The 24,610-nt window shown below is 69.6% G+C and carries 29 protein-coding genes; 12 read left to right on the forward strand and 17 right to left on the reverse strand.

Annotation, left to right across the window (positions count from 1 at the left end):
- Window positions 1-2 precede the first annotated feature (2 nt).
- The 7 genes from ABD355_RS25065 to clpS all read right to left on the reverse strand — a co-directional run bounded on the left by ABD355_RS25065 (window position 3) and on the right by clpS (window position 4,734).
- A complete protein-coding gene (locus ABD355_RS25065; RefSeq protein ID WP_115907919.1) occupies window positions 3-953 on the reverse strand; it encodes a cysteine synthase in 951 nt (316 codons plus the stop codon).
- A gap of 5 nt (window positions 954-958) precedes the next feature.
- On the reverse strand, window positions 959-1,237 hold the full coding sequence (locus tag ABD355_RS25070; RefSeq protein ID WP_115907918.1) for a MoaD/ThiS family protein: 279 nt from the start codon (window positions 1,235-1,237) through the stop codon (window positions 959-961).
- 105 nt (window positions 1,238-1,342) lie between these two features.
- On the reverse strand, window positions 1,343-1,444 hold the full coding sequence (locus ABD355_RS25075; protein WP_311736770.1) for a putative leader peptide: 102 nt from the start codon (window positions 1,442-1,444) through the stop codon (window positions 1,343-1,345).
- Between the two features lie 79 nt (window positions 1,445-1,523).
- Window positions 1,524-1,946, reverse strand: a complete 423-nt coding sequence (locus tag ABD355_RS25080) for a M67 family metallopeptidase (protein ID WP_344402863.1) — start codon at window positions 1,944-1,946, stop codon at window positions 1,524-1,526.
- A gap of 78 nt (window positions 1,947-2,024) precedes the next feature.
- Window positions 2,025-3,458, reverse strand: a complete 1,434-nt coding sequence (locus ABD355_RS25085; protein ID WP_344402865.1) for an amino acid permease — start codon at window positions 3,456-3,458, stop codon at window positions 2,025-2,027.
- Between the two features lie 343 nt (window positions 3,459-3,801).
- Entirely contained in the window at window positions 3,802-4,404 is a 603-nt protein-coding gene (locus ABD355_RS25090; RefSeq protein WP_344402866.1) for a DUF2017 domain-containing protein, read from the reverse strand.
- Window positions 4,405-4,416: 12 nt separating this feature from the next.
- A complete protein-coding gene (gene clpS, locus ABD355_RS25095) occupies window positions 4,417-4,734 on the reverse strand; it encodes an ATP-dependent Clp protease adapter ClpS (protein WP_030943626.1) in 318 nt (105 codons plus the stop codon).
- A gap of 139 nt (window positions 4,735-4,873) precedes the next feature.
- Here clpS and ABD355_RS25100 point away from each other — a divergent pair, with 139 nt between their 5' ends.
- A complete protein-coding gene (locus ABD355_RS25100) occupies window positions 4,874-6,220 on the forward strand; it encodes a nicotinate phosphoribosyltransferase (RefSeq protein ID WP_344402867.1) in 1,347 nt (448 codons plus the stop codon).
- A gap of 127 nt (window positions 6,221-6,347) precedes the next feature.
- On the forward strand, window positions 6,348-6,938 hold the full coding sequence (locus tag ABD355_RS25105) for an isochorismatase family protein (protein ID WP_344402868.1): 591 nt from the start codon (window positions 6,348-6,350) through the stop codon (window positions 6,936-6,938).
- Between the two features lie 40 nt (window positions 6,939-6,978).
- Here ABD355_RS25105 and ABD355_RS25110 read toward each other — a convergent pair whose 3' ends face one another.
- On the reverse strand, window positions 6,979-7,347 hold the full coding sequence (locus tag ABD355_RS25110; RefSeq protein ID WP_344402869.1) for a hypothetical protein: 369 nt from the start codon (window positions 7,345-7,347) through the stop codon (window positions 6,979-6,981).
- 133 nt (window positions 7,348-7,480) lie between these two features.
- Window positions 7,481-9,835 (reverse strand): immune inhibitor A domain-containing protein, encoded by a 2,355-nt coding sequence (locus ABD355_RS25115; RefSeq protein ID WP_344402870.1) that lies wholly within the window; start codon window positions 9,833-9,835, stop codon window positions 7,481-7,483.
- Window positions 9,836-10,168: 333 nt separating this feature from the next.
- Here ABD355_RS25115 and ABD355_RS25120 point away from each other — a divergent pair, with 333 nt between their 5' ends.
- Complete coding sequence (locus tag ABD355_RS25120; protein WP_344402871.1) at window positions 10,169-10,444, forward strand: hypothetical protein; 276 nt, start codon at window positions 10,169-10,171, stop codon at window positions 10,442-10,444.
- 135 nt (window positions 10,445-10,579) lie between these two features.
- On the opposite strand, the gene ABD355_RS25125 is transcribed toward ABD355_RS25120, so the two are convergent.
- Together ABD355_RS25125 and ABD355_RS25130 are read right to left on the reverse strand one after the other, a co-directional pair.
- The gene (locus ABD355_RS25125) at window positions 10,580-11,182 is read right to left on the reverse strand and encodes an RDD family protein (protein ID WP_344402872.1); all 603 of its coding nucleotides are present in this window, start codon (window positions 11,180-11,182) and stop codon (window positions 10,580-10,582) included.
- Window positions 11,183-11,271: 89 nt separating this feature from the next.
- Complete coding sequence (locus ABD355_RS25130) at window positions 11,272-12,720, reverse strand: RDD family protein (protein ID WP_344402873.1); 1,449 nt, start codon at window positions 12,718-12,720, stop codon at window positions 11,272-11,274.
- 339 nt (window positions 12,721-13,059) lie between these two features.
- Between ABD355_RS25130 and ABD355_RS25135 the strand changes: the two genes are divergently transcribed.
- Complete coding sequence (locus ABD355_RS25135) at window positions 13,060-13,473, forward strand: SsgA family sporulation/cell division regulator (RefSeq protein ID WP_344402875.1); 414 nt, start codon at window positions 13,060-13,062, stop codon at window positions 13,471-13,473.
- A 13-nt stretch (window positions 13,474-13,486) separates the two neighbouring features.
- Here the strand turns inward: ABD355_RS25135 and ABD355_RS25140 are convergent, their stop codons facing one another.
- Window positions 13,487-14,893 (reverse strand): FAD-binding oxidoreductase, encoded by a 1,407-nt coding sequence (locus ABD355_RS25140; RefSeq protein WP_344402876.1) that lies wholly within the window; start codon window positions 14,891-14,893, stop codon window positions 13,487-13,489.
- A 92-nt stretch (window positions 14,894-14,985) separates the two neighbouring features.
- On the opposite strand from ABD355_RS25140, the gene ABD355_RS25145 reads away from it, so the two are divergent.
- Window positions 14,986-16,419: a tetratricopeptide repeat protein gene (locus ABD355_RS25145; RefSeq protein WP_344402877.1), complete on the forward strand. Its 1,434-nt coding sequence runs from the start codon at window positions 14,986-14,988 to the stop codon at window positions 16,417-16,419.
- A gap of 22 nt (window positions 16,420-16,441) precedes the next feature.
- On the opposite strand, the gene nthA is transcribed toward ABD355_RS25145, so the two are convergent.
- Genes nthA through hppD form a run of 4 tightly spaced genes read right to left on the reverse strand, consistent with a single transcriptional unit; the run spans window position 16,442 to window position 18,758 of the window.
- Complete coding sequence (gene nthA / locus ABD355_RS25150) at window positions 16,442-17,023, reverse strand: nitrile hydratase subunit alpha (protein ID WP_344402879.1); 582 nt, start codon at window positions 17,021-17,023, stop codon at window positions 16,442-16,444.
- Entirely contained in the window at window positions 17,020-17,316 is a 297-nt protein-coding gene (locus tag ABD355_RS25155) for an SH3-like domain-containing protein (RefSeq protein WP_115907904.1), read from the reverse strand. Before ABD355_RS25155 ends, nthA begins: the two co-directional genes overlap by 4 nt.
- Entirely contained in the window at window positions 17,309-17,599 is a 291-nt protein-coding gene (locus ABD355_RS25160) for a hypothetical protein (RefSeq protein WP_344402881.1), read from the reverse strand. The genes ABD355_RS25155 and ABD355_RS25160 overlap by 8 nt, the downstream gene beginning before the upstream one ends.
- Window positions 17,600-17,612: 13 nt before the next feature.
- Window positions 17,613-18,758, reverse strand: a complete 1,146-nt coding sequence (gene hppD, locus ABD355_RS25165; RefSeq protein ID WP_344402882.1) for a 4-hydroxyphenylpyruvate dioxygenase — start codon at window positions 18,756-18,758, stop codon at window positions 17,613-17,615.
- Between the two features lie 128 nt (window positions 18,759-18,886).
- Here hppD and ABD355_RS25170 point away from each other — a divergent pair, with 128 nt between their 5' ends.
- From ABD355_RS25170 to ABD355_RS25200, 7 genes are all read left to right on the forward strand, one after another.
- Window positions 18,887-19,366 (forward strand): Lrp/AsnC family transcriptional regulator, encoded by a 480-nt coding sequence (locus ABD355_RS25170; RefSeq protein ID WP_344402883.1) that lies wholly within the window; start codon window positions 18,887-18,889, stop codon window positions 19,364-19,366.
- 22 nt (window positions 19,367-19,388) lie between these two features.
- Window positions 19,389-20,036, forward strand: coding sequence for an ABC transporter permease (locus ABD355_RS25175; RefSeq protein ID WP_344402884.1), 648 nt, complete (start codon window positions 19,389-19,391; stop codon window positions 20,034-20,036).
- A complete protein-coding gene (locus ABD355_RS25180; protein WP_344402886.1) occupies window positions 20,029-21,264 on the forward strand; it encodes an ABC transporter ATP-binding protein in 1,236 nt (411 codons plus the stop codon). The genes ABD355_RS25175 and ABD355_RS25180 overlap by 8 nt, the downstream gene beginning before the upstream one ends.
- The gene (locus ABD355_RS25185; RefSeq protein WP_344402888.1) at window positions 21,261-22,091 is read left to right on the forward strand and encodes an ABC transporter permease; all 831 of its coding nucleotides are present in this window, start codon (window positions 21,261-21,263) and stop codon (window positions 22,089-22,091) included. Before ABD355_RS25180 ends, ABD355_RS25185 begins: the two co-directional genes overlap by 4 nt.
- Complete coding sequence (locus ABD355_RS25190; RefSeq protein ID WP_344402889.1) at window positions 22,088-23,047, forward strand: glycine betaine ABC transporter substrate-binding protein; 960 nt, start codon at window positions 22,088-22,090, stop codon at window positions 23,045-23,047. The genes ABD355_RS25185 and ABD355_RS25190 overlap by 4 nt, the downstream gene beginning before the upstream one ends.
- A 65-nt stretch (window positions 23,048-23,112) precedes the next feature.
- Window positions 23,113-23,355 carry a hypothetical protein gene (locus ABD355_RS25195; protein ID WP_266955802.1) on the forward strand — a complete coding sequence of 81 codons (243 nt, stop codon included), beginning with the start codon at window positions 23,113-23,115 and terminating at the stop codon, window positions 23,353-23,355.
- An 11-nt stretch (window positions 23,356-23,366) separates the two neighbouring features.
- The gene (locus tag ABD355_RS25200) at window positions 23,367-23,789 is read left to right on the forward strand and encodes a type II toxin-antitoxin system VapC family toxin (RefSeq protein ID WP_344402890.1); all 423 of its coding nucleotides are present in this window, start codon (window positions 23,367-23,369) and stop codon (window positions 23,787-23,789) included.
- A 16-nt stretch (window positions 23,790-23,805) separates the two neighbouring features.
- Here ABD355_RS25200 and ABD355_RS25205 read toward each other — a convergent pair whose 3' ends face one another.
- The gene (locus tag ABD355_RS25205) at window positions 23,806-24,597 is read right to left on the reverse strand and encodes a YlbL family protein (protein ID WP_344402891.1); all 792 of its coding nucleotides are present in this window, start codon (window positions 24,595-24,597) and stop codon (window positions 23,806-23,808) included.
- Between the last annotated feature and the right edge of the window lie 13 nt (window positions 24,598-24,610).

The following is a 24,610-nucleotide window of genomic DNA, read 5'->3' on the forward strand; positions in this document are numbered from 1 at the left end:
GACTAGGCCCAGAGCTGACCCTGAAGCGTCTCGATGGCCTCCTCCGTCGTGGCCGCCGTGTAGACGCCCGTCGACAGGTACTTCCAGCCGCCGTCGGCCACGACGAACACGATGTCCGCGCTCTCGCCGGCCTTGAGGGCCTTGTTGCCGACGCCGATCGCCGCGTGCAGAGCCGCGCCGGTGGAGACGCCCGCGAAGATGCCCTCCTGCTGCAGGAGTTCACGGGTGCGGGTGACCGCGTCCGCCGAGCCGACGGAGAAGCGGGTCGTCAGCACGGAGGCGTCGTACAGCTCCGGTACGAAGCCCTCGTCGAGGTTGCGCAGGCCGTACACCAGGTCGTCGTAGCGCGGTTCCGCGGCGACGATCTTGACGTCCGGCTTGTTCTCGCGCAGGAAGCGGCCGACGCCCATCAGCGTCCCCGTCGTCCCGAGGCCCGCCACGAAGTGGGTGACCGAGGGGAGGTCGGCGAGGATCTCGGGGCCGGTCGTCGCATAGTGCGCGCCCGCGTTGTCCGGGTTGCCGTACTGGTAGAGCATCACCCAGTCCGGGTGCTCGGCCGATAGTTCCTTGGCCACCCGGACCGCGGTGTTGGAGCCGCCCGCCGCCGGGGAGGAGATGATCTCCGCGCCCCACATGCCGAGCAGGTCGCGACGTTCCTGCGAGGTGTTCTCGGGCATCACGCACACCATGCGGTAGCCCTTGAGCTTCGCGGCCATGGCGAGCGAGATGCCGGTGTTGCCGCTGGTCGGCTCCAGGATGGTGCAGCCCGGGGTGAGACGGCCGTCCTTCTCCGCCTGTTCGATCATGTGCAGGGCCGGGCGGTCCTTGACCGAGCCCGTGGGGTTGCGGTCCTCCAGCTTGGCCCAGATGCGGACGTCCTCGGACGGCGACAACCGCGGCAGGCGCACCAGAGGGGTGTTGCCCACCGCGGCCAGCGGGGAGTCGTAGCGCATGCGGATCAGGCCATGCCGCCGGCCACGGCCGGCAGGATCGTGACGTTGTCGCCGTCGGCGACCTTGGTGTTGATGCCCTCGAGGAAGCGGACGTCCTCGTCGTTCAGATAGACGTTGACGAAGCGGCGCAGCTCGCCGTTGTCCACGATGCGGGCCTGGATGCCCGCATGCCGGGTCTCGAGGTCGGCGAAGAGCTCGGCGAGGGTGTCCCCGTTGCCCTCCACCGCCTTCTCGCCGGCGGTGTAGGTGCGAAGGATGGTGGGGATGCGGACCTCGATGGCCATGGCTCAGGGCTCCTGTCGGGAGTAGTCAGTCGGTGGGCGCGCGGCAGCGCAGTGGAGCTTGTGGTGCACAAGGCGCCGCGGCTCACGGCCGTACGGCGGCAGGGATCAGCGCGTACAGATGGCGCTCTGCAGCCTGCACAGGTCGACGTGCAGCCGCGCCACGAGCAGCATGCCCGGCGTCTTGTCGCTCACGTCGTGGAAAACCATGGGGTCATCGTATCGATTCCCGGACCCGGTCCCGGAGTGTGATCTCGCATACTGGACGAATTCCGACCGAAGCGCGAGATCAGTAGGCCTCGACGACCGTGACCTCCTCCTCCGTGACCTCGCCCTCCACGATCCGGTACGAGCGGAACTGGAACTCGCCGAGGCCGTCGGTGTCCGCGGTGGAGACCAGGACGTAGTGCGCGCCGGGCTCGTTGGCGTAGGAGATGTCGGTGCGGGACGGGTAGGCCTCGGTCGCGGTGTGGGAGTGGTAGATGACCACCGGCTCCTCGTCGCGGTCGTCCATCTCGCGGTAGAGCTTGAGCAGGTCGCCGGAGTCGAACTCGTAGAACGTGGGCGACATGGCCGCGTTCAGCATCGGGATGAACCGCTCGGGGCGGTCCGAACCGGCCGGGCCCGCGACGACGCCGCACGCCTCGTCGGGGTGGTCCTTGCGCGCGTGCGCGACGATCTGGTCGACGAGGGCCTGGGTGATGGTCAGCATGCTCGCCAGGATAAGCAGAGGGCCGTCCCGTACCGAGGGGTGGTACGGGACGGCCCGGATGCCGAACAGGGGGCGGGGTCAGCCGACCTTCTCCAGCTCCGGCTCGCGCCGCCGGGTGACCTCGGGGTTGCTCGCCTTGAGGATCGCCCAGCCTATGCCGAGCACGACCGCCCAGCCGGCCATCACATAGAGGCAGACGCGGGAGTCGGCGTCGTAGGCGATCAGACCGGTGACGAAGAGCAGGAACACGATCGCGATGTACGAACACACCGCGCCGCCCGGCGCCGGGAAGGACGAGGCGGGCAGCCGGCCCGCGACGACCGCGCGGCGGTAGAGGACATGGCTGATCAGGATCATCAGCCAGGTCCAGATGCCGGCCGCGGTGGCCACCGAGGTGACGTAGCCGAACGCCTTCTCCGGGACGATGTAGTTGAGGACCACGCCGATGCCCATGAAGGCGACGGAGACCGTGATGCCGAGGGCCGGCGTCTTGGAGGCCGACAGCCTGGCGAAGGCGCGCGGGGCCTCGCCGTTGTCCGCCAGCGTGCGCAGCATGCGGCCCGTGGAGTACATGCCCGAGTTGCAGGAGGACAGGGCCGCGGTCAGGACGACGAAGTTGACGATGCCGGCGCCGGCCGGGATGCCGATCAGCGCGAACGCCTTCACGAAGGGGCTGACGCCGGGCGCGAACTCCGTCCACTTGACGACACAGAGGATGACGGTGAGCGCGCCGACGTAGAACAGCGCGATGCGCCAGGGCAGGGTGTTGATCGCCTTGGGGAGGGTCTTCTCCGGGTTCTCGGACTCGCCGGCCGTGACGCCGACCAGCTCGACGGCGAGGTAGGCGAACATGACGCCCTGCAGGGTCATCAGGGACGAGCCGACGCCCTTGGGGAAGAAGCCGTCGAACTGCCACAGGTTGGCGACCGAGGCGGTGTCACCGGCGGCGCTGAAGCCGAAGGTGAGGACGCCGAGGCCGATCACGATCATGCCGATCAGCGCGGTCACCTTGACCATCGAGAACCAGAACTCCAGCTCGCCGAAGAGCTTCACGGAGATCAGGTTGACCCCGAAGAGGACCACCAGGAAGACCAGGGCGGTCGTCCATTGCGGGATGTGCGGGAACCAGTAGTGGACGTAGATCGCGGCGGCCGTCAGCTCGGCCATGCCGGTCACGACCCACATCAGCCAGTAGGTCCAGGCGGTGAAGTAGCCGAAGAACGGGCCGAGGAACTCGCGGGAGTACTCCGCGAAGGAGCCCGAGACCGGGCGGTAGAGGAGCAGCTCGCCGAGCGCCCGCATGATGAAGAAGATGATCACGCCCGCGAGGGCGTACATGAGGATGAGGCTGGGGCCGGCCTTGGCGATGTTCGCCCCGGCACCCAGGAAGAGGCCGACGCCGATGGCGCCGCCGATCGCGATCATCTGGACCTGACGGCTGCCGAGCCCGCGCTCGTACCCCTCTTCGGCCCCCTCGGGGGCGTTGTCCGTACCGACCTGAGCGGAGGTCATGTGGTGGTGCGCCTTTCTCCATTCCGACCCCGGGCCTCTCGTCGGCCCCGGATCGGCTCTCGATCCCCCCGGATGGATGGAGCTGGGCGGGTTTTGCGGACCCGCCCGTGCCTGGCCGGCGATCCGCCGGCTCGGTGGCGCACCCGGCCGAACATGGGTGGTGTTCGCCGGGCGGTCGTGAAGATTTATCACGGCCGCAATCTTGATCGGCCGAGCGAAATGTGGCGCACACCACAGGGAGAACCGGACAAAGGCCACCCCACGGGCGCATAGAAGGCGGCCCTGGTGACCTCATCGTTATCCGGATTTGAGCGTCCTCTGAGCGAACGCCCCACGCCTCGGATCAGGGCATAAGGGTCGAGACGAGCGTCTCCTGGAGGCCGCCGAGCCACAGGTACGCCATCACCATCGGCTTGCGCGGGTCCTCGTCCGGGAGGCGGTAGAGCAGGTCGGTGTCGTCCTCGTCGGTGATCTCGAGGCGGGAGCCGATCGCCAGGCGCAGGTCGTTGAGGGCGCCGAGCCACTGCCGGGACTCCTCGGCGGACAGCTTGAGGATCGCCCCGCCGTCGCCCGCCGGCGTGAGCGCGTCCAGGGAGCGGATCACGGCGAGAGCGCTCTCGCGCTTGCCGGCGCGCAGGTCGTTCTCCGTATAGCGGCGGAACTCCGCCGAGTACGCCCGCTGCTCCTCGGCCTCCTTGGGCCCGGGGGTGCCCTCCGGGTCGCTGTAGGCGTCCGGGAAGAGCCGCCGGAGCACGGGGTCCTTCGGGGGCTCGCTGGGGCCCTCGGCGAAGAGCTCGGCCAGCGGGTCGTCGGGGGCGTCCTCGCCGGGGCCGGGTCCGACGAGCTCAAGGAGCTGGACGGCCAGCGACCGGATGATGGAGATCTCGACGTCGTCGAGCGCGACGGCCGCGCCGCCGCCGGGGAGCGGTTCGAAGGTTCCTGGCATCAGGTTGAGTCGCTACTTCCGGTCCTGCTGGAGGGTGGCCCACAGTCCGTAGCCGTGCATCGCCTGCACGTCGCGTTCCATCTCCTCGCGAGTGCCGCTGGAGACGACCGCCCGGCCCTTGTGGTGGACATCGAGCATGAGCTTGGTGGCCTTGTCCTTGGTGTAGCCGAAGTACGTCTGGAAGACGTACGTCACATAGCTCATGAGGTTGACCGGGTCGTTGTGGACGATCGTGACCCAGGGGACGTCCGGCTCGGGTACGGCGAAGACCTCTTCCGCAGATTCGGTCCGTTCGATCTCAAGGGGAGCGGGTGACGTCACACAGCCCATGCTGCCACGGGCCCCACAAATCGTCACACTGACGCAAAGGGGTGTAGCATCTGTCGTCATGCTGCACACATCGGGGGACAACCCCCGAACCCCCGGCCGACCTGGGGGCACCCGAAGAGTCATAGCTAGGAGAGCTGTGGTGGACGTAGCGGACCTTGGGCTGCCGGTGGACGTTCCCTCGACGGCGCTCTTCACGGACCAGTACGAGCTCACGATGCTGCAGGCCGCGCTGAAGGCCGGTACGGCCGAACGGCGAAGCGTCTTCGAGGTCTTCACCCGGCGGCTGCCGGAGGGGCGGCGCTACGGCGTGGTGGCCGGCACCGGGCGGGTCCTGGACGCCGTGGAGAACTTCCGTTTCGACACGGGTGTCCTGGGCTTCCTGCGCGAGCGCAACATCGTCGACGAGGCGACCCTCGAGTGGCTCGCCTCCTACCGCTTCTCAGGTGACGTGTGGGGCTATCCGGAGGGCGAGGTGTACTTCCCGGGCTCGCCGATCATGCGGGTCGAGGGGTCGTTCGCGGAGTGCGTGCTGCTGGAGACGGTGATCCTCTCCATCCTCAACCACGACTCCGCGATCGCCGCGGCCGCCTCCCGGATGTCCTCGGCCGCCGGGCACCGCCCGCTGATCGAGATGGGCGCCCGGCGTACCCACGAACTCGCCGCCGTCGCCGCCTCCCGCGCCGCGTACGTGGGCGGCTTCGCCTCCACCTCGGACCTCGCGGCCGGCTTCCGGTACAACATCCCGACCGTCGGCACCTCCGCGCACGCCTTCACCCTCCTGCACGACCGCGAGCGGGACGCCTTCCAGGCCCAGGTGAACTCGCTGGGCCGGAACACCACCCTGTTGGTGGACACCTACGACGTCGCCGAAGCCGTCCGGACGGCCGTCGAGATCGCCGGGCCCGAGCTGGGCGCCGTGCGCATCGACTCCGGCGACCTGCTGCTGGTCGCACACCGGGTACGGCAGCAGCTGGACGAGCTGGGCGCGACGGCCACGAAGATCATCGTGACCTCGGACCTCGACGAGTACGCCATCGCCTCGCTGGCCGCGGCGCCCGTGGACGCGTACGGCGTCGGTACGCAGCTGGTGACCGGGTCCGGGCACCCGACGGCCTCGATGGTCTACAAGCTGGTGGCCCGCGCCGAGTCCGACGACCCGAAGGCGCCGCTGGTGCCGGTGGCGAAGAAGTCCAGCGGCGGCAAGACGTCCATCGGCGGCCGCAAGTGGGCCGCACGAAGGCTGGACGCGGACGGCGTCGCGGAGGCCGAGGTCGTCGGCACCGGCATCGTCCCGGCCGAGCTGGCGGACCGGCAGCTGCTGGTCGAGCTGGTCAAGGGCGGTGACGTGGTGGCGCGCGAGCCACTGGACGTCGTACGCGACCGGCACACGGCCGCGCGCGCCGGTCTGCCGCTGTCCGCGACCCAGCTCTCGCGCGGGGAACCGGTCATTCCGACGGAGTACGTACACGGGCGCTCGGGTAGCTAAAGCAGGTGCCGCCGGATACGCCCCGTAACAACCCCTCCCCTACCGGACGGGAACTCAATACGCTCGGAAGTTCAATGGCCGGGCCCGCACCCCTCCCCCGACCCCATCGTCGAGAAGGACACCCACCATGCGCCGCGCCTTGATCGTCGTTGACGTGCAGAACGACTTCTGCGAGGGGGGCAGCCTCGCCGTGGCCGGGGGTGCCGATGTGGCCGCCGCCATCACCGAGCTGATCGGGCAGGCGGGCGGCTCCGGCTACCGGCACGTGGTGGCCACCCGTGACCACCACATCGCACCCGGCGGCCACTTCGCCGACAACCCCGACTTCCAGCACTCCTGGCCCGCGCACTGCGTCGCGGGCACCGAGGGGGTCGGCTTCCACCCGAACTTCGCGCCCGCCGTCGCCTCCGGGGCGATCGACGCCGTCTTCGACAAGGGGGCGTACGCGGCGGCGTACAGCGGGTTCGAGGGCGCCGACGAGCACGGCGTGAAGCTTGGCGACTGGCTGCGCGCCCGGGAGGTCGACGAGGTCGACGTCGTCGGAATCGCCACCGACCACTGCGTGCGTGCTACCGCTTTGGACGCAGTACGGGAGGGTTTCCGTACGCAGGTGCTCCTCGACCTGACCGCCGGGGTCGCCGAGGCGACCACCGAGCGGGCGCTCGATGAGCTGCGCTCGGCGGGCGTGGAGTTGTCCGGGAAACCTGTGGTTGCCTGAACCTGCGCGGTCCGGGGTGCCTCGATGGGTTGTCGGGCGTCTACGGGCTTGCCGTGGCTGGTCGCGCCGTTCCCCGCGCCCCTTCGGGGCGCTGCCTCAGCAATGCCCTGACGGGGTGCCACAGCTCCTGCGGGCCGACCAGGACACCGTTGTCAGGTGCCGTGCGCCATATGAGGCCGTCGGGGTGGTGCAGGACCGCGGTGATCTCGTCGGGCGTCGGCGGCGCGGCGTTGCCGCGCAGGTAGACCGCCCGCATGCCCAGGTTGCGCAGCCTGGTCAGGGCGCGCGCCCGGTTCTGGGCGTGCACGAGGAAGCGTATGCAGCCCGTGCCGTCGGTGGTGGGGCTGGGCAGGTTCAGCGCCACCACCACGCTGCCTGTCGGCAGCTTGCAGAAACCTCCTGCGGCCATGCAGTCACACCCCCGTGCGAGTCGATGTCGTTACCGGTGTCAATAAGGGAAGCACAGGACGCACCTAAACACGATCGGCGGCGACCCGCCAGGGGGTCACCGCCGATACGCTTCTGACCTGCGGAAATGCCGACTACTTCACCGCGGGGCCGACCTCGACCTTGATCGTCGAGCCGTCCTTGGCCTCCTTGACGATCCTGATCTTGGTGTTGGTGTCAGTGATCTTGACACCGGCCAAGGGGGTCGCGTCGTCGTAGTACGTGCTCGCGTGATCGTCGAAGACCGGCACACCCTTCGACGACGGGAGCTTCGTTGCGACGTCCGCGTTGTGCAGCGTGATGCCGTCCGTGCGGTACAGGCTGAACGGCGAGTCGTAGGACTGGATACGGCTGCGCATCAGCGTGCCGTCGGACCACTTCAGCGCCGTCGGATGCGAGTCGACGGGCAGGACCAGGCCGACACCGGGGTGCTGGCTGGTGTTGTTGTCCTGCTGCGAGGTGTCCCACTTCCAGATCAACAGGCCGTTCTGGTACGGGTAGTGCTCCACCCAGTCCGGACGGCTCGCCGAGAAGCCGAAGTTGTACGGGCCGACCTTCAGGGTCCTGTCGTACGACACGTACTGGCGGTTCTCCGCGATGTAGTACTGCTTGTAGTCCTTGGTGAAGGACGCGCCGATGCGGGAGAAGCCGGTGGCGGTCCAACCCGGGTCCGCGCTCTCGGCGTTGTCGCTGAACAGCGCCGTGCCGTCCGCCGTCACCGTGATCTCGTCGGCCGCGAAGCCCTTCTGCGCCACACCGCCGTCGGTCTGGTAGCGGAAGCGCAGTCCGATCTTCTTGCCCGCGTAGGCGTCCAGCGAGTACGACAGCTTCTTGTAGCCGTCGACCGTGCCCGTCAGCGCCGGCTTGCCGCTGCCGTCGCGCGGGACGGCCTGGCCGTCCACCGTGCCGTCGAGCGGTGTCCAGTTGGCGCCGTCGTCGGTCGACACCTCGGTGTAGAGGTAGTCGTAGTTCGCCTCGATGTCGTAGTAGCCGTCCAGGGTGAGGATGGCCTTGGACCTGCCGGTGAGGTCGACCGACCGGGTCAGCGTGTTCTTGAGGTCGTTGCCGCTGCCGCTCCACCACTGGGACGCGCCCTGAGCCGGGGTGACCACGTCCGTGGTGACCGCCTTGTCGGGCAGCGAGACCACCAGCGCCTGCTTGTTCTTGGTGTTGTACTCGGCGACACCCAGCTTGTGCTTCGACTTCGTCGCGGCCTTCGCCGTGTCGTAGTTCAGCCAGCCCAGCTGCAGCTTGTCCCAGGCGTTGAAGTTGCCCGGCAGGTCACCGATGGTGTCCTCGCCGCGGCCGAGCCAGGACCCGTTGGACATCAGCGTCCAGAAACCGGTCGAGTTCTCCCCGGCGTTGGTGGTGTCGTAGTGGTCGGGCAGGCCCAGGTCGTGGCCGTACTCGTGGGCGAAGACACCGAGTCCGCCGTTCTCCGGCTGGATGGTGTAGTCGCCGACCCAGATACCGGTGTCGCCGATCTGCGCGCCGCCCAGCTTGTTGCCCGTGGGGCCGGTGCTGCCCGTGTCGCTGCCGAACGCGTACCAGCGGTGCGCCCAGATGGCGTCCTTGCCCTGGGCGCCGCCGCCCGCGGACTCGTCCTCGCCGGCGTGCACGATCTGGAAGTGGTCGATGTAGCCGTCGGGCTCGTTGAAGTTGCCGTCGCCGTCGTAGTCGTAGCGGTCCCACTGGTCGAACTTCGCCAGGTCCGACTTGATGTCGGCGTCGGACTTGCCGGCCGCCTTCTGCTGGGCGACCCACGCCGTGACGCCGTCGCTGACGACGTTCCATACGCTGGGGCAGTTGGTGGAACCGCAGGCGTTGTTGCCGTAACGGGCCTCGTTGTAGGGGATCTTGACCCAGTCGGCGACCTCGCCGTCCACCGAGTAGCGGCCCGAGGACTGCTTCTCGTAGAAGGACTTCATGGAGTCGGTGCCGGTGCCGAAGTAGAGGTCCTGGAAGTGCTGCCGGTTGTAGTCCGCCTGCCAGGCGGTCGAGTTGTCCTTCGCCCGGTCGGGCCGGGCTATCTGGTTGTGCGCGGGGCCCGCCGTGCCGCCGTAGGTGCTGTCGATCTTGTCGCCGAACTCGACCAGGATCGTGAAGATCTTGTCGGTCTTCTCCCGGCCCAGCTCCACGTACTTGCTGTCGCCCTTCTTGCTCTTCAGCTGGACGACCTGGGAACCGCCCCGGTCCTTGACCTGGGCCCGGCCGGATATGACCTGGTTCAGGGCCTCCTGGCGCTGGGCGTCCCGGGTCTTGGAGAGCGGGCCGTCGAGGTCGTCCTGCTCCATGCTCCTGACCGCCGCCGGGTCATGGCGGTCACGGGTGGCCGTCGCGGCGGCCGGGTCGGCGGCCTGGGCCACGGCGAACGTCGAGAACGTGGCGGTGGCCGCCGCGAGCGCGACACCGACCGCGGTTGCTCTGAACGTCCAGGGTTTTGGGGTCACTTGAGTTCCTCTTGGTCAAGGTGGCAAGTCAAGTGACGCAATTTGACTAGAGGTCGGTAAGAAAAGACAGACCTTGACTTGGACACAACAATTGCACTATGCGGAGTTGGGGTCCGCTTTACGGACACCCTGACCGGCGCGTTCGAACGTCCACTTGATGGACGCCATGACTCCGTGCGCCCCCTGTGCACCGGCCCTGTCGGTTAGGTCACGCTTACCGTTCGTTCCACTCGGGCATGCACGCGATTAGAGTCGGTTGGCGGACTGCCCGGAAATCGGCAGAAACCCAGGCCGACTCCCCCGTGGACCCCCACTTCCGAGGACACGATTGCCATGCCTCGTCCGACGCCCGCCCAGCTCGTCTACGGTTCGTGCACCGTGATCTTCTCGACGCTCGCCATGCTGCTGCTGTCGCAGACGAGTTCGGGTGTGGGGATCGCGGTCATCGCCTTCGCGGCCCTCGCCCTCGGGCTGCTGGTCGCCATGACGGTTCCGCTGCCGAAGCCGAGGGTCGTTGCGGTGCAGCAGCCTCCGGCGGTTGTGGAGGAGGCGCCCGTGCCGGTCGCGGCGGCGGCTTCCGAGCCGGTGCGTCAGCGCGCCGCTTCCTGAGCGAGGCGCGGTCGTCGGTCGTCTGCGGCGCCATCGTGGCTTGTCGCGCCCCGCGGCGGAGCCGCATATCGATACAGCCCCGCGCCCCTAGAGGGCGCTCCCGCACCGCAGGCCGCTTCAACAGGGCCGGCCTGCTCAACTGGTGCTGACCACGACCGTCTTCGCGGCCTTGTCGTGCAGGCCCTGTTTGTAGGGGCGGTCGAAGTAGCTCCAGCCGCCTGAGATGGCGGTCCAGATGCAGGCGCAGCAGAACGCGAAGGGGATCCACAGGACCGCCGAGCGGGTCAGGCAGGTCTGCACCGACGGTGTGGAGCCGTTGTCGAGGTTGGCGACGCGCATGCTCAGCCACTTCTTGCCGAGCGTCTGTCCCGTCCTGCTGATCAGATACGTGTCGTAGCCGATGTAGAGCACGGCGGCGATCAGCGACTGCGCGAAGGACTTGGTGTAGGAGAGGTTGTTGCCGTTCACGTCGTACTCGTGGACGTTGAAGGCCCAGGTGAGCAGCCAGACGACGATGCCCACGAAGATCAGGTCGATGATCCGGGCGAGCGTGCGCCTGCCGCTGTCGGCGAGCGGGGGCATACCGGCGAGCGGGTCGGTGGGGTACTGCCCGCCACCGTAGGGGTCACCGCCGTACGGCGGGGGTTGCCCGCCGCCGCCGGAGGCGTCGTACGGTGACTTCCTGAACGGGTCGTCCTCCGGCGGTCCGCCGGATCCGGGGGGCGGTTCGCTGCTCATGGCCCGAGTGGACCGCGAACCTCCCGGCTCCGCATCCGGCGAACGGCCGTCCGGAGTACCGGATCGCCTGGTGCAGACGTCGTATGCGGTCAGCCCGCGACGAACGTACCCGCGGCCTTGTCGTGCCAGCACTGGTGCCACGGACGGTCGAACAGGCACCACAGGACGCCCACCACCCCGACGCCGAGCAGCCCGGGCACGCTGTACACGAGCCAGCGGCGCAGCGCCCCGCCGAAGGTCGGCGGCTCGTGCGCCTCGATGTCCCGCACCTCCAGGCCCAGCAGCTTCTTGCCGAGGGTGCGGCCCCACTTGGCGGTGGGCAGCACCTCGTAGAGGACGCCGAAGCCGAGCAGGACGGCCAGGACGATGCCCAGGTACACCGAGGTCGTGCCGTCCAGCAGCCAGACGGTCACGGTCTGGCCGGAGAGCCTGGCCTCGTCGATCTTCTGGTTGACGTGGTCGACCGCCTTGGCGCCGAGCGGTACGGCAGCCACCGCCGTGACGCCCGCGAGGACGACGGTGTCCAGCAGCCGGGCGGCCAGCCGCTTGCCGAGGCCTGCGGGGCGGGCCGCCGCCTGGCGCATGGCGGCCGCCTGGAAGATGTCCTCGACCGGCGGCTTCCAGGGGGCCACGGGCTGGTCCTCGTCGGCGCCCGCGAGTCGGTGGACCTGCTGCGCCCAGGAGTGCTGGCCGCCGCCGGGGCCGCTGGTCATGGGGGTGGCGACGGGGGCGGGCGGCTGCGCGGCGGGGGGCTGGGCGACCGCTGCGGGCCGGGCGCCGCCGCCCTGCGGCGGGATCACCGGGGCGGCCTGCTGGGGGCCAGAGGGGGCGGGCTGCGCCTGCGCCGCTGCGGCGCGGTCGGCGGCCGCCTTGCCCGCGCCGAAGCCGGGCGCCCCCGTGCTGCCGTTCTGCGCCCCGCCCTGCCTGCCCGTGCGCTGGGACAGCGCACGGAACGTCATGGTGCCCTCGTCGGCCGCGGGGCCGCCGGGGCCGGGGATGCCGTGGCCGGCCGCTGCCGGGGGCTCCTTCTCCCCGGTCGGCGCCGTCGGCCTGCGGAAGACGAAGGTGCCGCCGGAGGCCGGGTCGTCCACTTCCGAGTCCGCGGGCGGGATCGTCGCCGTGCCGTCGGTGCGGGACGCCTGGCCGTCCGGCTGGGCGGGCGCGCCGTCGGCGAGGCGCGGATCCGCGGACTGCGGGTTGCCCCAGGACACCCGGCGGTCCTGGTCGCCGCCGAAGCCCGACTGCTGGGAGCTGTCGGCGCCCCAGGCCGCCGCGGGTTCGGGGCGGCCGCCGTGCTGGGCCGGGGCCGACTGCGGCACGGGGTCCTCGTCGAAGAAGTGCGGTCCCGTCTCCTCGACCGGAGCCGGGTCGCTGCCGGGCGGCGGGGCGAGCGACTCGCCGTCCGTCGGGGCCGGACGGCTGGTGCCCGGAACCCAGGACGCACCATTCCAGTACCGGACATATCCGGGAATGGACGGGTCCGGGTAATACCCTTCGCGGGGCCTGTTGTCACCGGGTGCCGGGGTTGGGGCGCTCATGTCCGTCGTCCCGTATCTGCTCGGGGGTGAATAGAGGGGCCTCCACATCTATCAGACGGGCGCAACCCCCACCGACCGTCCCGCCAGTCCCACCCCTTTCCGGGCAACCTCGTACATGTACTTCACACGAGCGGAACCCGATGCGCCGGGGGACGCCACGAATCTTTCGGCCGGGGGTCCGGGGGTCGGCCCCCGGGAAGGCACAGCCGTGCACCGTCCTCACGCGTCCGGAAAAAAATTCTCCGAACCCGCGTAATGCTCGCGCCCCGCTCCTGTCTCCACGTGTACGGGCCCATCCGCAGGGCCCCGTACACCTGCCCGAGAGAGGAACCGCACGCCATGCACTACACCGTGGTGGAACGCGAGCTGGAGCTGAGACTGATCCTGTCGCCGGAGCGGAGCATTCCGGTGCCGGCCCGGCTGGGCTATCGCACCGACGACCCGTACGCCGTCCACATCACCTTCCACATCAACTCGGAGAACCCCGTGTACTGGACGTTCTCCCGCGACCTCCTGGTGGAGGGCGTGTTCCGGGCCTGCGGGCACGGGGACGTGCGGGTGTGGCCGACCAAGTCGGAGGGCCGCAGCGTCGTTCTGATGGCGCTGAGTTCACCCGACGGTGACGCCCTGCTCGAGGCGCCGGCCGCCCAGGTGTCGGCCTGGCTGGAGCGGACGCTGCGGGTGGTGCCCCCGGGGACTGAGGGCGAGCAACTGGGGATCGACGCCGCGCTCGACCAGCTGCTCGCCCAGTGACGCAGTCCGGCTGTCAGAAGAGTTTGCCCGGGTTCAGGATGCCCAGCGGGTCGAAGACCTGCTTGACCGCCCGCTGCATCTCCACCCCCACCGGGCCGATCTCGCGCGCCAGCCACTCCTTCTTCAGGACGCCCACGCCGTGCTCTCCGGTGATCGTGCCGCCGAGTTCCAGGCCGAGCGCCATGATCTCGTCGAAGGACTCACGGGCGCGCCGGGACTCGTCGGGGTCGGCGGCGTCGAAGCAGACCGTCGGATGGGTGTTGCCGTCACCGGCGTGCGCGACGACCCCGATGGTGAGCTGGTACTTCTCGGCGATCCGCTCGGTGCCTTCGAGCATCTCGCCGAGCCGGGACCGGGGCACGCACACGTCGTCGATCATCGTCGTACCGCTGACGGCTTCGAGCGCGGTGAGCGACAACCGCCGCGCCTGGAGCAGCAGTTCGGACTCGGCGAAGTCGTCGGCCGGGACGACCTGGGTGGCGCCCGCCGCCTCGCACAGCGCGCCGACGGCGGCGAGGTCGGCGGCGGGGTCCGGGGTGTCGAAGGCCGCGAGGAGCAGGGCCTCGGTGGTCTCCGGGAGGCCCATGTGCGCGAGGTCGTTGACCGCCTTGACCGTCGTACGGTCCATCAGCTCCAGCAGTGACGGCACGTGGCCGCCCTCCATGATCCGGCACACCGCGTCGCAGGCGGCGGCACCGGACGCGAACTCGGCGGCCAGCACCAGCTGCTGCGGCGGCTGCGGCCTGAGGGCCAGGATCGCCTTGACGACGATGCCGAGCGAGCCCTCGGAGCCGACGAAGAGCCGGGTCAGGTCGTAGCCGGCGACGCCCTTGGCCGTACGGCGGCCGGTGGACATGAGCCGCCCGTCGGCCAGCACCACCTCAAGGCCGAGCACGTACTCGGCCGTGACCCCGTACTTCACACAGCACAGACCGCCCGAGGCCGTGCCGATGTTGCCGCCGATCGTGCACATCTCCCAGCTGGACGGGTCCGGCGGGTAGTACAGGCCGTGTGCGCCGACCGCGCGGGAGAGGGTCGCGTTGACGACGCCCGGTTCGACCACGGCGATGCGGTCGACGGGGCTGATCTCCAGGATGCGGTCCATCTTGGTCAGGGAGAGCACGATGCAGCCGTCGGAGGCGTTGGCGCCGCCCGACAGGCCCGTGCGGGCGCCCTGCGGGACGACCGGGACGCGCAGTTCGGTGGCGATGCGCATGACGTGCTGGACCTCTTCGACCGTGCGGGGCAGCACGACCACCGCGGGGGTGCCGGCCGGGCAGAAGCTGGCCATGTCGTTGGCGTAGGAGGCCGTGACGTCCGGGTCGGTCAGGACGGCCTCGGCGGGCAGACCGGCCAGCAGACGGTCGACGAGGTTGCCGGTCGCGTCGTCGCGAGGCGCTTCGATACGGCTCATGATCACAGCGTCGCACCCGGGGCCATCGGTGTGAACCCCGTCTACGGCACTGGACGTATGCCGGGATGTGCTCGTCGTATTGACGCACAGTGATCGCCATGGAGAAGCAAGCGGAGGGCCGCCGCCCGCGTCCGGTCCGACGGGTGCTGATCGCCGCCGTCGCGGGGTGTGCGGTGCTCGGTGGGGCGCTGGCGCTGTGGCCCTGGGAGCGGGCGGCCGTGCCCCGGCCGGTGGCGCCCGCGCCGGCGCCGGGCGCGCAGGCGCTGACCGCGGTGACCTCCGGGGTGCCGGCCGCGCTGCCCGATCTGGCGATGCTGATCGCCGGGCGTGAGGCCCGGGTGCGGGCGCACCCCGAGGACGCGCAGTCGTGGGCGGTGCTCGGGACGGCCTACGTGGAGCAGGGGCGGCGCACGGCGGACGCGTCGAACTACCCGCGGGCCGACAGGGCGCTGCGGACCTCGCTGAAGGTCCGGGAGAAGGGGAACGCGGCGGCGCAGGCCGGCATGGCGGCGCTGGCGAACGCCCGCCGGGACTTCCGGTCGGCGCGGACCTGGGGCGAGGCGGCGCTGAAGCTCGCGCCGAAGCGGTGGACGACGTATCCGCTGCTGATCGACGCCTACACCGGGCTCGGTGACTACAAGGCGGCCAAGAAGACACTGGACCGGCTGCTGGAGCTGCATCCCGGGGCGGCCGCCGTGCGGGCGCGGGCCGCGGCCCTCTACCGCGACCGGGGCTGGCGGGAGGACGCCGCGGCCGCCCTGTCGGACGCGGCGGCGGCAGCGGGCACACCGGCCGAGCAGGCGGCATGGCTGGAGCGGTCCGGGCAGCTGGCCTTCGAGCGCGGGGACCTGGAGGAGTCGCTGAGGCACTTCCAGGCGGCGGTACGGCTCGACCCCGACCAGCGGGCCGCGCAGGCCGGACAGGGCAGGACGCTGGCGGCACTGGGCCGCACGACGGAGGCGCTGAACGCGTACCGGGTGGCGCTCGACAAGCAGCCGTGCCCCCAGTACGCACTGGAACTGGGCGAGTTGTACGAGTCCCTGGGCATGGCGGATGCCGCCCGCGCCGAGTACGACGTGCTGGGCACCCGGGTGCAGGACGAGGTGGCAGGCGGTGTGGACGACGATCTGGTGCGCGGTGTGTTCGAGGCGGACCACGGGGATGCGCGGACGGCCGTGCGGCTGCTGCGCGCCGAGTGGCAGCGGCAGCCGGGGACGGAGGTGGCGGACGCGCTGGGCTGGGCGCTGCACATGGCCGGGGACGACAAGGGAGCGCTGAAGTTCGCCATGGCGGCGACGGACCGGGCGCACGGGGGCGCCGTGCGCAGTGCGCTGTACGCGTACCACCGGGGCATGATCGAGCAGGAGCTGGACCTGGCCTGGCCCGCGCGGCGGCATCTGCAGGAGGCGTTGCGGATCAACCCGTACTTCTCGCCGCTTCGGGTGCCTCTCGCGAAGCAGGCGCTGGCGGCACTGGGCGACCCGCCGGACGAGCCGGTGCCGACGGGCAGCCCGAGCGCGGAGGACGACTAGGGCATCCGGAACCGCCCGAAGGTCAGACGGCCGCCGTTCCGATCAGTGCGTTGCGGGTGACCAGGGCCGCGAGCTGGTCCTCGTCCAGGGCGTCCATGCCCTCGGGGCGGCGCGGGAGGACCATGTAGCGGGTCTCGGCGCTGGAGTCCCACACCGTGATCTCCGTGCCGGCGGGCAGCTCCAGACCGAACTCGGCCAGTACGGTGCGGGGTTCGCGGACCACGCGGGAGCGGTAGGCCTCGGACTTGTACCAGCTCGGGGACGGGCCGAGCAGACGCAGCGGGTAGCAGGAGCACAGGGTGCAGACGATGACGTTGTGGGTCGTGTCCGTGTTCTCGACGACCCTCAGCCGCTGGTACGACCCCTCCATGAAGCCGAGTTCGCGGACCGCCGCGGTGCCGTCCGCCAGCAGCCGCGCCTTGAACTCGGCGTCGATCCAGGCACGGGCGACGACCCGCGCGCCGTTCGCGGGTGAGGCCCCGGACAGGGACGCGTCGATGATCTCGTCCAGCCGGGCGCCCGACAGGACCCCCTTCTCCTCCAGCAGGGTCTCCAGGCGCCGTACCCGCTGCGCGATCGTCGCGTCGGAGTGGTCACCGCTCATCGGGCCGCACCTTCTTCATCCGCTTCCAAGTAGCTTTCCCACAGGTCCAGTACGACGTGGTGGTCGCCCTCGCCCCACAGGTCACGGGCCGCGAACCGGACGGCGTAGACCTGCTCGACCGGCGCGTCCCCGCGCCCCTGCGCGCTGACGTCGGCCAGTTCCGCCCGCCCCTCCGGTTCGACCACGATGCCGCGCTTGCCGCGTGCGTACCGCGGCAGGCGGGTGTGGTGCGGCGGGTCGTGGTGGAAGGTGCGGACGGCCGTGCCCGGCGGGAAGCGGTCGCCGTCAGCCATCGAGTCCCTCCAGCTCACCCGGCTCGATCACGCCCTTGCGTTCCAGCAGGGTGCAGATCGCCTCGAACCAGCGCTCGTAGTACGACGCCGCCAGGTACTCCCTGGGCGGCATCGACTCGATGGCGTCCCGGAACTCGTTCGTGTTGAAGATCCCCTGTGCGCGCAGGGCCCCGAGGAGCCCGACGACCCGGGCCTCCCAGTCCGCGTGGAAGGGCTCGGCGTCGTCGGTGATGTCGACGGCGCCGAAGCCCTCCGTACCGCCCACGTCGTTGATCCTGGCCATGCGGTCAGACTACTCAGAGGTTGCCGCGCTTCTCCTGCTCCCGCTCGATCGCCTCGAACAGGGCCTTGAAGTTGCCCTTGCCGAAGCCCATCGAGCCGTGCCGCTCGATGATCTCGAAGAAGACGGTCGGACGGTCCTGGACCGGCTTGGTGAAGATCTGCAGCAGATAGCCGTCCTCGTCGCGGTCGGCGAGGATCTTCAGCTCGCGCAGCGTGTCGATCGGCACGCGGGTGTCGCCGACCCACTCGCCGAGGGTGTCGTAGTACGAGTCCGGGGTGTTCAGGAACTCCACGCCGGCCGCGCGCATGGTGCGTACCGTCTGCACGATGTCGTTCGTGTTGAGCGCGATGTGCTGGACGCCCGCGCCGCCGTAGAACTCCAGGTACTCGTCGATCTGGGACTTCTTCTTGGCGATGGCGGGCTCGTTGATCGGGAACTTGACCTTGAGGGTGCCGTCGGCGACGACCTTCGACATCAGCGCGCTGTACTCGGTGGCGATGTCGTCGCCCACGAACTCCTTCATGTTCGTGAAGCCCATGACCTTGTTGTAGAAGCCGACCCACTCGTTCATCCTGCCGAGCTCGACGTTGCCCACGCAGTGGTCGATGGCCTGGAAGGTGCGCTGGGCGGGCGGTTCGACCATGGGGGCGGCGGTGACGAAGCCGGGGAGGTAGGGGCCGTCGTAGCCGGAGCGGTCGACGAGGGTGTGGCGGGTCTCGCCGTAGGTGGCGATCGCGGCGAGGACGACCGTGCCGTGCTCGTCCTTCAGCTCGTACGGCTCGGCGACGCTCTTCGCACCGTGCTCGATCGCGTAGGCGTGGGCGCGACGGGCGTCCGGGACCTCGATGGCGAGGTCGATCACGCCGTCGCCGTGCTCGGCCACATGCCGGGCGAGGAAGTGGCCCCAGGTGGTGGCGGGCTTGATGACGGAGGTGAAGACGAAGCGGGCGGAGCCGTTCTCGAGGACGTAGCTCGCGGTCTCGCGGCTGCCGTTCTCCGGTCCGGAGTAGGCGACCAGCTTCATGCCGAAGGCGGTGGAGTAGTAGTGCGCCGCCTGCTTGGCGTTGCCTACGGCGAAGACGACCGCGTCCATTCCCTTGACCGGGAAGGGGTCGGCCTGCCGGGCGGTGTCGGGAGTGTGGTGTGTGGTCTGCGTCATAGCGGCAGCCTCATCCCCATACGGCAAGGTGCGCAATAGTTTCTTTTCTTGCTGGGCAATCTGTTCAGTCAGGGGCCGGGACTCCCCGGATTTCTGTACAGGATGACCACCACACCAGGGAGGCGGCTGTGGCGATCGACCAACTGGACGGCCGGATCATCGTGCTGCTGGCGCGGGAGCCGCGGATCGGGGTCCTTGAGATGTCCCGGCGCCTCGGCGTGGCGCGCGGGACGGTGCAGGCGCGGCTGGACCGGCTTCAGTCGAATGGCGTCATCCGCGGGTTCGGACCGCAGGTGGATCCGGCGGCCCTCGGGTACCCCGTCACCGCCTTCGCCACCCTCCAGATCCGGCAGGGCCAAGGAGCCGATGTCCGGGCGCACTTGGCGACCGTGCCCGAGGTGCTCGAACTGCACACCACCACCGGCAGCGGGGACATGCTGTGCCGGCTGGTGGCCCGCTCCAACGCGGATCTCCAGCGGGTCATCGACCTGGTTGTCGGTTTTGATGGCATTGTCCGGGCCGCCACCGCGATCGTGATGGAGAACCCGGTTCCGCTGCGGATCATCCCGCTGGTGGAGCAGGCGGCCCAGGACGTCGAGAGGACCTAGCCGACGGCCGGGGTGAGCGCCTGTGAGCTTCTGGGAGTACTTGGGCAACCGGCACCAGCAGCTGCTCACCGACGCCTACCAGCACGCCAGTGCGGTGTTCCAGTGCATGGTCGTGGCCACCGTGATCGGCGTACTGATCGGGATCGTCACCTACGGCAGCGACTGGGCCGGCAGCCTCGCGACCACGAGCACCTCGACCGTCCTGACCATTCCCTCACTCGCCATGATCGGTCTGCTCATCCCGATCGTGGGGCTGGGTGTGCCGCCCACGGTGATCGCGCTGACGCTGTACGGGCTGCTGCCGATCGTGCGGAACTCGATCGTGGGCCTGCGCGGGGTCGACCCGTCGCTGGTGGACGCGGCACGGGGCATCGGCATGTCCCGGCTGATGCGGCTGCTGCGGGTCGAGCTGCCGCTGGCCTGGCCGCCGATCCTGACCGGGATCCGGGTCTCGACGCAGATGCTGATGGGTATCGCCGCGATCGCCGCGTACGCCTCCGGGCCGGGCCTCGGCAACGAGATCTTCCGCGGCATCGGCTCGCTGGGCAGCAAGAACGCGCTCAACCAGGTCCTCGCGGGCACCCTCGGGATCATCGTCCTCGCGCTGCTCTTCGACGCCGCGTACGTTCTGATCGGACGGCTGACCATCCCCAGGGGGATCCGTGTCTGAGGCCACCCATGGGGCGACGATCGAGCTGGAGAACCTCTCCAAGCGGTATCCGGGCAACCCCAGCCCCGCCGTCGACAACGTCAACATGGAGATCAAGGCGGGCGAGCTCGTCATCTTCGTCGGCCCGTCCGGATGCGGTAAGTCGACGACCCTCAAGATGATCAACAGGTTGATCGAGCCGACCGGGGGTCGCATCCGGATCAACGGTGAGGACGTGACCGACATCGATCCGGTCAAGCTGCGCCGCAAGGTGGGCTATGCGATCCAGTCGGCGGGGCTCTTCCCGCACATGACGGTCGCCCAGAACATCGCCCTCGTACCGAAGATGATCGGCTGGCCCAAGGCGCGGATCCGCTCCCGGGTGGAGGAGCTGCTCGACCTCGTCGGTCTCGACCCGGTCGAGTTCCGCGCCCGCTATCCACGGCAGCTGTCGGGCGGGCAGCAACAACGTGTGGGCGTGGCACGGGCGCTGGCGGCGGATCCGCCGGTCCTGCTGATGGACGAGCCGTTCGGCGCGGTCGACCCGATCACCCGCGACCACCTCCAGGACGAGCTGATCAGGCTGCAGCACGAACTGCACAAGACGATCGTGTTCGTGACGCACGACTTCGACGAGGCGATCAAGCTCGGCGACCGCATCGCCGTGCTGCGCGAACGCTCCCACATCGCGCAGTTCGACACCCCGGAGGCGATCCTCACCAACCCGGCGGACGACTTCGTGTCCGGGTTCGTGGGCGCGGGGGCAGCCCTGAAGCGGCTGAACCTGACCCGCGTGAGGGACGTAGAGATCACCGACTACCCGACCGTCACCCTCGACGACCCGCTCCAGGAGATCTTCAACCGGCTCCGCGGCAGCGGGACCAACGAGATCCTGCTGCTCGACAAGCGCCGCCGCCCCTACAAATGGCTCAGGCGCGGCGACCTCATGCGCGCGCGGGGCTCGCTGGCCCGGGCGGGCACGCTGGTGAACGACACGGTGACCAGGGACGCCACGCTCCGGGACGCCCTGGAGGCGGTCCTCACCGACAACGCGGGGCGGGTCGCGGTCACCGGGCGGCGCGGCGAGTACGAGGGCGTCGTCGACGTGGAGACGCTCATGAACTCCGTGCACGAGCTGATGGAGGCGGACCGGCTGGAGGCGCTGGAGGCCCGGCACGAGCTGGAGGAGCTGCGGGCCGCCCAGACACACGCCGAGCAGGAGGGCCCAGGCGGGGTGACCAAGGCATGACCACCCCGGAGCTGGAGGAACCCGAGCAGGCCGAACAGGAGGTGGCGCAGGAGGCCGAGGCCCCACCGCCGGCGCCGAGCCCTCTGAAGCCACGCATCAGCCGGCAGAAGCTGACCCTCCTGCCCTCCGTGATCGTCGCCCTCCTGCTCGCGACCTGGCTGTGGTTCCGGCAGGCCGACCTCGACTCGATCTCCCAGAACGCACTCTCGGGCGGCCAGGTGTCGAAGGCCCTCTGGCAGCACATCCAGCTCACCTTGATCTCGACCTTCTTCGTGCTGATCATCGCGATCCCACTGGGGATCCTGCTGACCCGCAAGGCGTTCCGGAAGTTGACCCCGGTGGCGATGACGATCGCCAACATGGGTCAGGCGACCCCGGCGATCGGCCTGCTGGCCCTGCTGGTGATCTGGCTGGGCACGGGAATGAAGTCGGCCCTGATCGGCATCACGATCTACGCGGTCCTGCCGGTGCTGTCGAACACCATCGCAGGTCTGAAGGCCAACGACCCGACGTTGCTGGAGGCGGCGCGCGGCATCGGCATGTCCCCCGTGGGGGTGCTGTCGCGCGTGGAGTTGCCGCTCGCCGTCCCGTTGATCCTCGCGGGTATCCGTACGGCACTGGTGCTCAACGTCGGCACGGCGACACTGGCGACCTTCGGCGGGGGCGGCGGCCTCGGCGTGCTGATCCAGACCGGCATCACGACCCAGCGGATGCCGGTGCTGGTGCTGGGCTCGATCCTCACGGTCTCCCTGGCCCTGCTGGTGGACTGGCTCGCCTCGCTGGCGGAACTCCTGCTCAGGCCGCGGGGGTTGGAGGTGGGGATTTGAGAGGGCGTATGTGCCTGCTGCTGGCCGGAGCCCTGGTGGCCGCGTCCGGCTGCGGTCTGCAGAGCGGCTCTCCCATGGTCGACGCCGTGCAGCCCGGCTCCATCGGACACGGCAGACCGCTCGACGGCGCCCATCTGACCGTCACGTCCAAGTCGTTCACCGAGCAGCTCATTCTCGGCGCGATGATGGGCATCGCCTTCCAGGCGGCCGGCGCGGACGTCCTGGACCGCACCGGCATCCAGGGCTCGATCGGCGCGCGCGAGGCGGTCAAGACCGGCGACGTGGACGCCATGTACGAGTACACGGGCACCGCCTGGATCACGTACCAGGGCAACAGCGAGCCGATCCCCGACCCGCAGAAGCAGTGGCAGGCGGTGCACGACGCGGACCTCGAGCACGGCCTGACCTGGCTGCCGCCCTCGCGGCTCAACAACACCTACGCGCTGGCCATGAACCAGGCGAACTTCAGGAAGTACGGCACGCGGACGCTGTCGGAGGTGGCCGCGCTGGCGAAGAAGAACCCGGGCGCGGTGACCCTGTGCGTGGAGAGCGAGTTCGCCAACCGGGCGGACGGGCTGCCGGGCATGGAGAAGGCGTACGGGATGAGCGTGCCCGCGCAGAACGTCACGCAGATGGACACCGGCATCATCTACACCCAGGTGGAGAAGGGCAGCTGCACCTACGGCGAGGTGTTCACCACCGACGGCCGCATCAAGTCCATGAACCTGGCGGTGATGGAGGACGACAAGAAGTTCTTCCCCAACTACAACGTGGCACCGGAGATCAACACCAAGGCCCTGAAGAAGTGGCCGGCGATCGCCGAGGTCCTCGACCCGGTCACGAAGAAGCTGAACAACGACGTGGCACGGTCGCTGAACGCGAAGGTGGACGTGGACGGGGAGGATCCGCATCAGGTGGCGCTGGGGTGGATGAAGGCGGAGGGTTTCGTGAAGTAGGTCAACCTCGCGCATCATCGATTCACCCTGGCGCATCAAGATGCGAAGTGCCTACACTCGTACACATGAGGACTACTGTCGACCTCTCCGAGGACCTGATCCAGCAAGCCAAGCTGCGGGCTGCGCGCAGACGCGTCACGGTCAGTGCGGTGATAGAGGATGCGCTGCGGGCGTCGTTCGCACGGGATGTGGCGGCGGCGCAGAACATCGTCAAGCTCACCACTGATCCCGGCGGCAGAGGGGTGCGCCCCGGCGTCAATCTCGACGACAACGCCTCCGTGCGCGACCTCATGGACGGCCTCGAATGATCCTCTGCGATGTGAACGTCCTCGTGTACGCGTTCCGCGAGGACGCCAAGGACCACGACCGCTACCACGCATGGCTCATCGAGCGGCTGCGGGGCGACGAGCCCGTCGGGTACAACGGGGTGATCGACAGCGGCTTCCTGCGTATCGTCACCCACCAGCGGATCTACCAGCCGCCGAGCGAGCCGGAGAGAGCGCTGGAGTTCCTGCGGGACGTGCGCAGCGCACCGGTCGCCACGCCGGTCCAGGAAGGGCCTCGCCACTGGGAGATCTTCGAGCGCCTGTGTCTCAAGGCCGGGGCTCGCGGAAACCTCGTCCCGGACGCGTACTTCGCCGCCCTCGCCATAGAGCACGGGGCCACGCTGTACTCCGTCGACCGCGGTTTCGCCCGCTTCCCCGGCCTCCGCTGGCAGCACCCCCTGGAGGACACCGACTGAGCCGCCGGGAGCGGGGTCAGCAGCTCGGTACGGAGCCCTTCCCCGACTCCAGTGCCACCAGTGCGTTCACCGCGCCCTTCAGCGTGGTCACCGGGACCAGCCGCAGGCCCTTGGGCAGTTCGGCCTTGGCGTCGGAGCACTCCGCCTTCGGGACGAGGAAGACGGTCGCGCCGTCCCGGCGCGCGGCCTGCGTCTTCAGGGCCACGCCTCCCACGGCACCGACCGTCCCGTCGCCGTCGATGGTCCCCGTACCGGCGATGGTGCGGCCGGCCGTGAGGTCGCCGCCGCTGCCGTTCCCGTCGAGCTTGTCGATGATGCCGAGGGTGAACAGCAGCCCGGCGCTTGGGCCGCCCACGTCGGCGAGCTTCAGCGTGACCTTGACCTTCTGGTCGCTGAGGTGCAGATAGTCCAGGGCGGCCCGGGTCGCCGCGTTCTGGGACTGCTTCATCTGCGCGCTGTTGTGCTGCTCGATCTCCTTGGTGGACTGGCCGCTCGGATACACCGAGTCGTGCGGCATGACGGCCCGGTCCGTGGCGAACCAGGCACTGATCACATCGCCCAGCGAGACATGTGCGTCCGGGTTGGTCGCCTCGATCGTCGTCATCCGCAGCTGCCCGCTCGTCTGCCGGGTCTTCGCCCCCGCGATCGTGATCACCGGGGTGCCCTTGTTGTCCCCGAGCACGTTCGCCGTCAGCCCGGGCTGCGCCAGCGAGAACGGCAGCGGCGCGAAGACCGCGGTGGCGATCAGCGCCACGACGGGCAGCGCGCAGACGACGAGGGCCTGGGGGCGTGTGAGGCGAGAGAGCACGGGATCAATCTAA

It is taken from the genome of Streptomyces longisporus, assembly GCF_039532765.1.
In the GTDB taxonomy this organism is placed as follows: domain Bacteria; phylum Actinomycetota; class Actinomycetes; order Streptomycetales; family Streptomycetaceae; genus Streptomyces; species Streptomyces longisporus.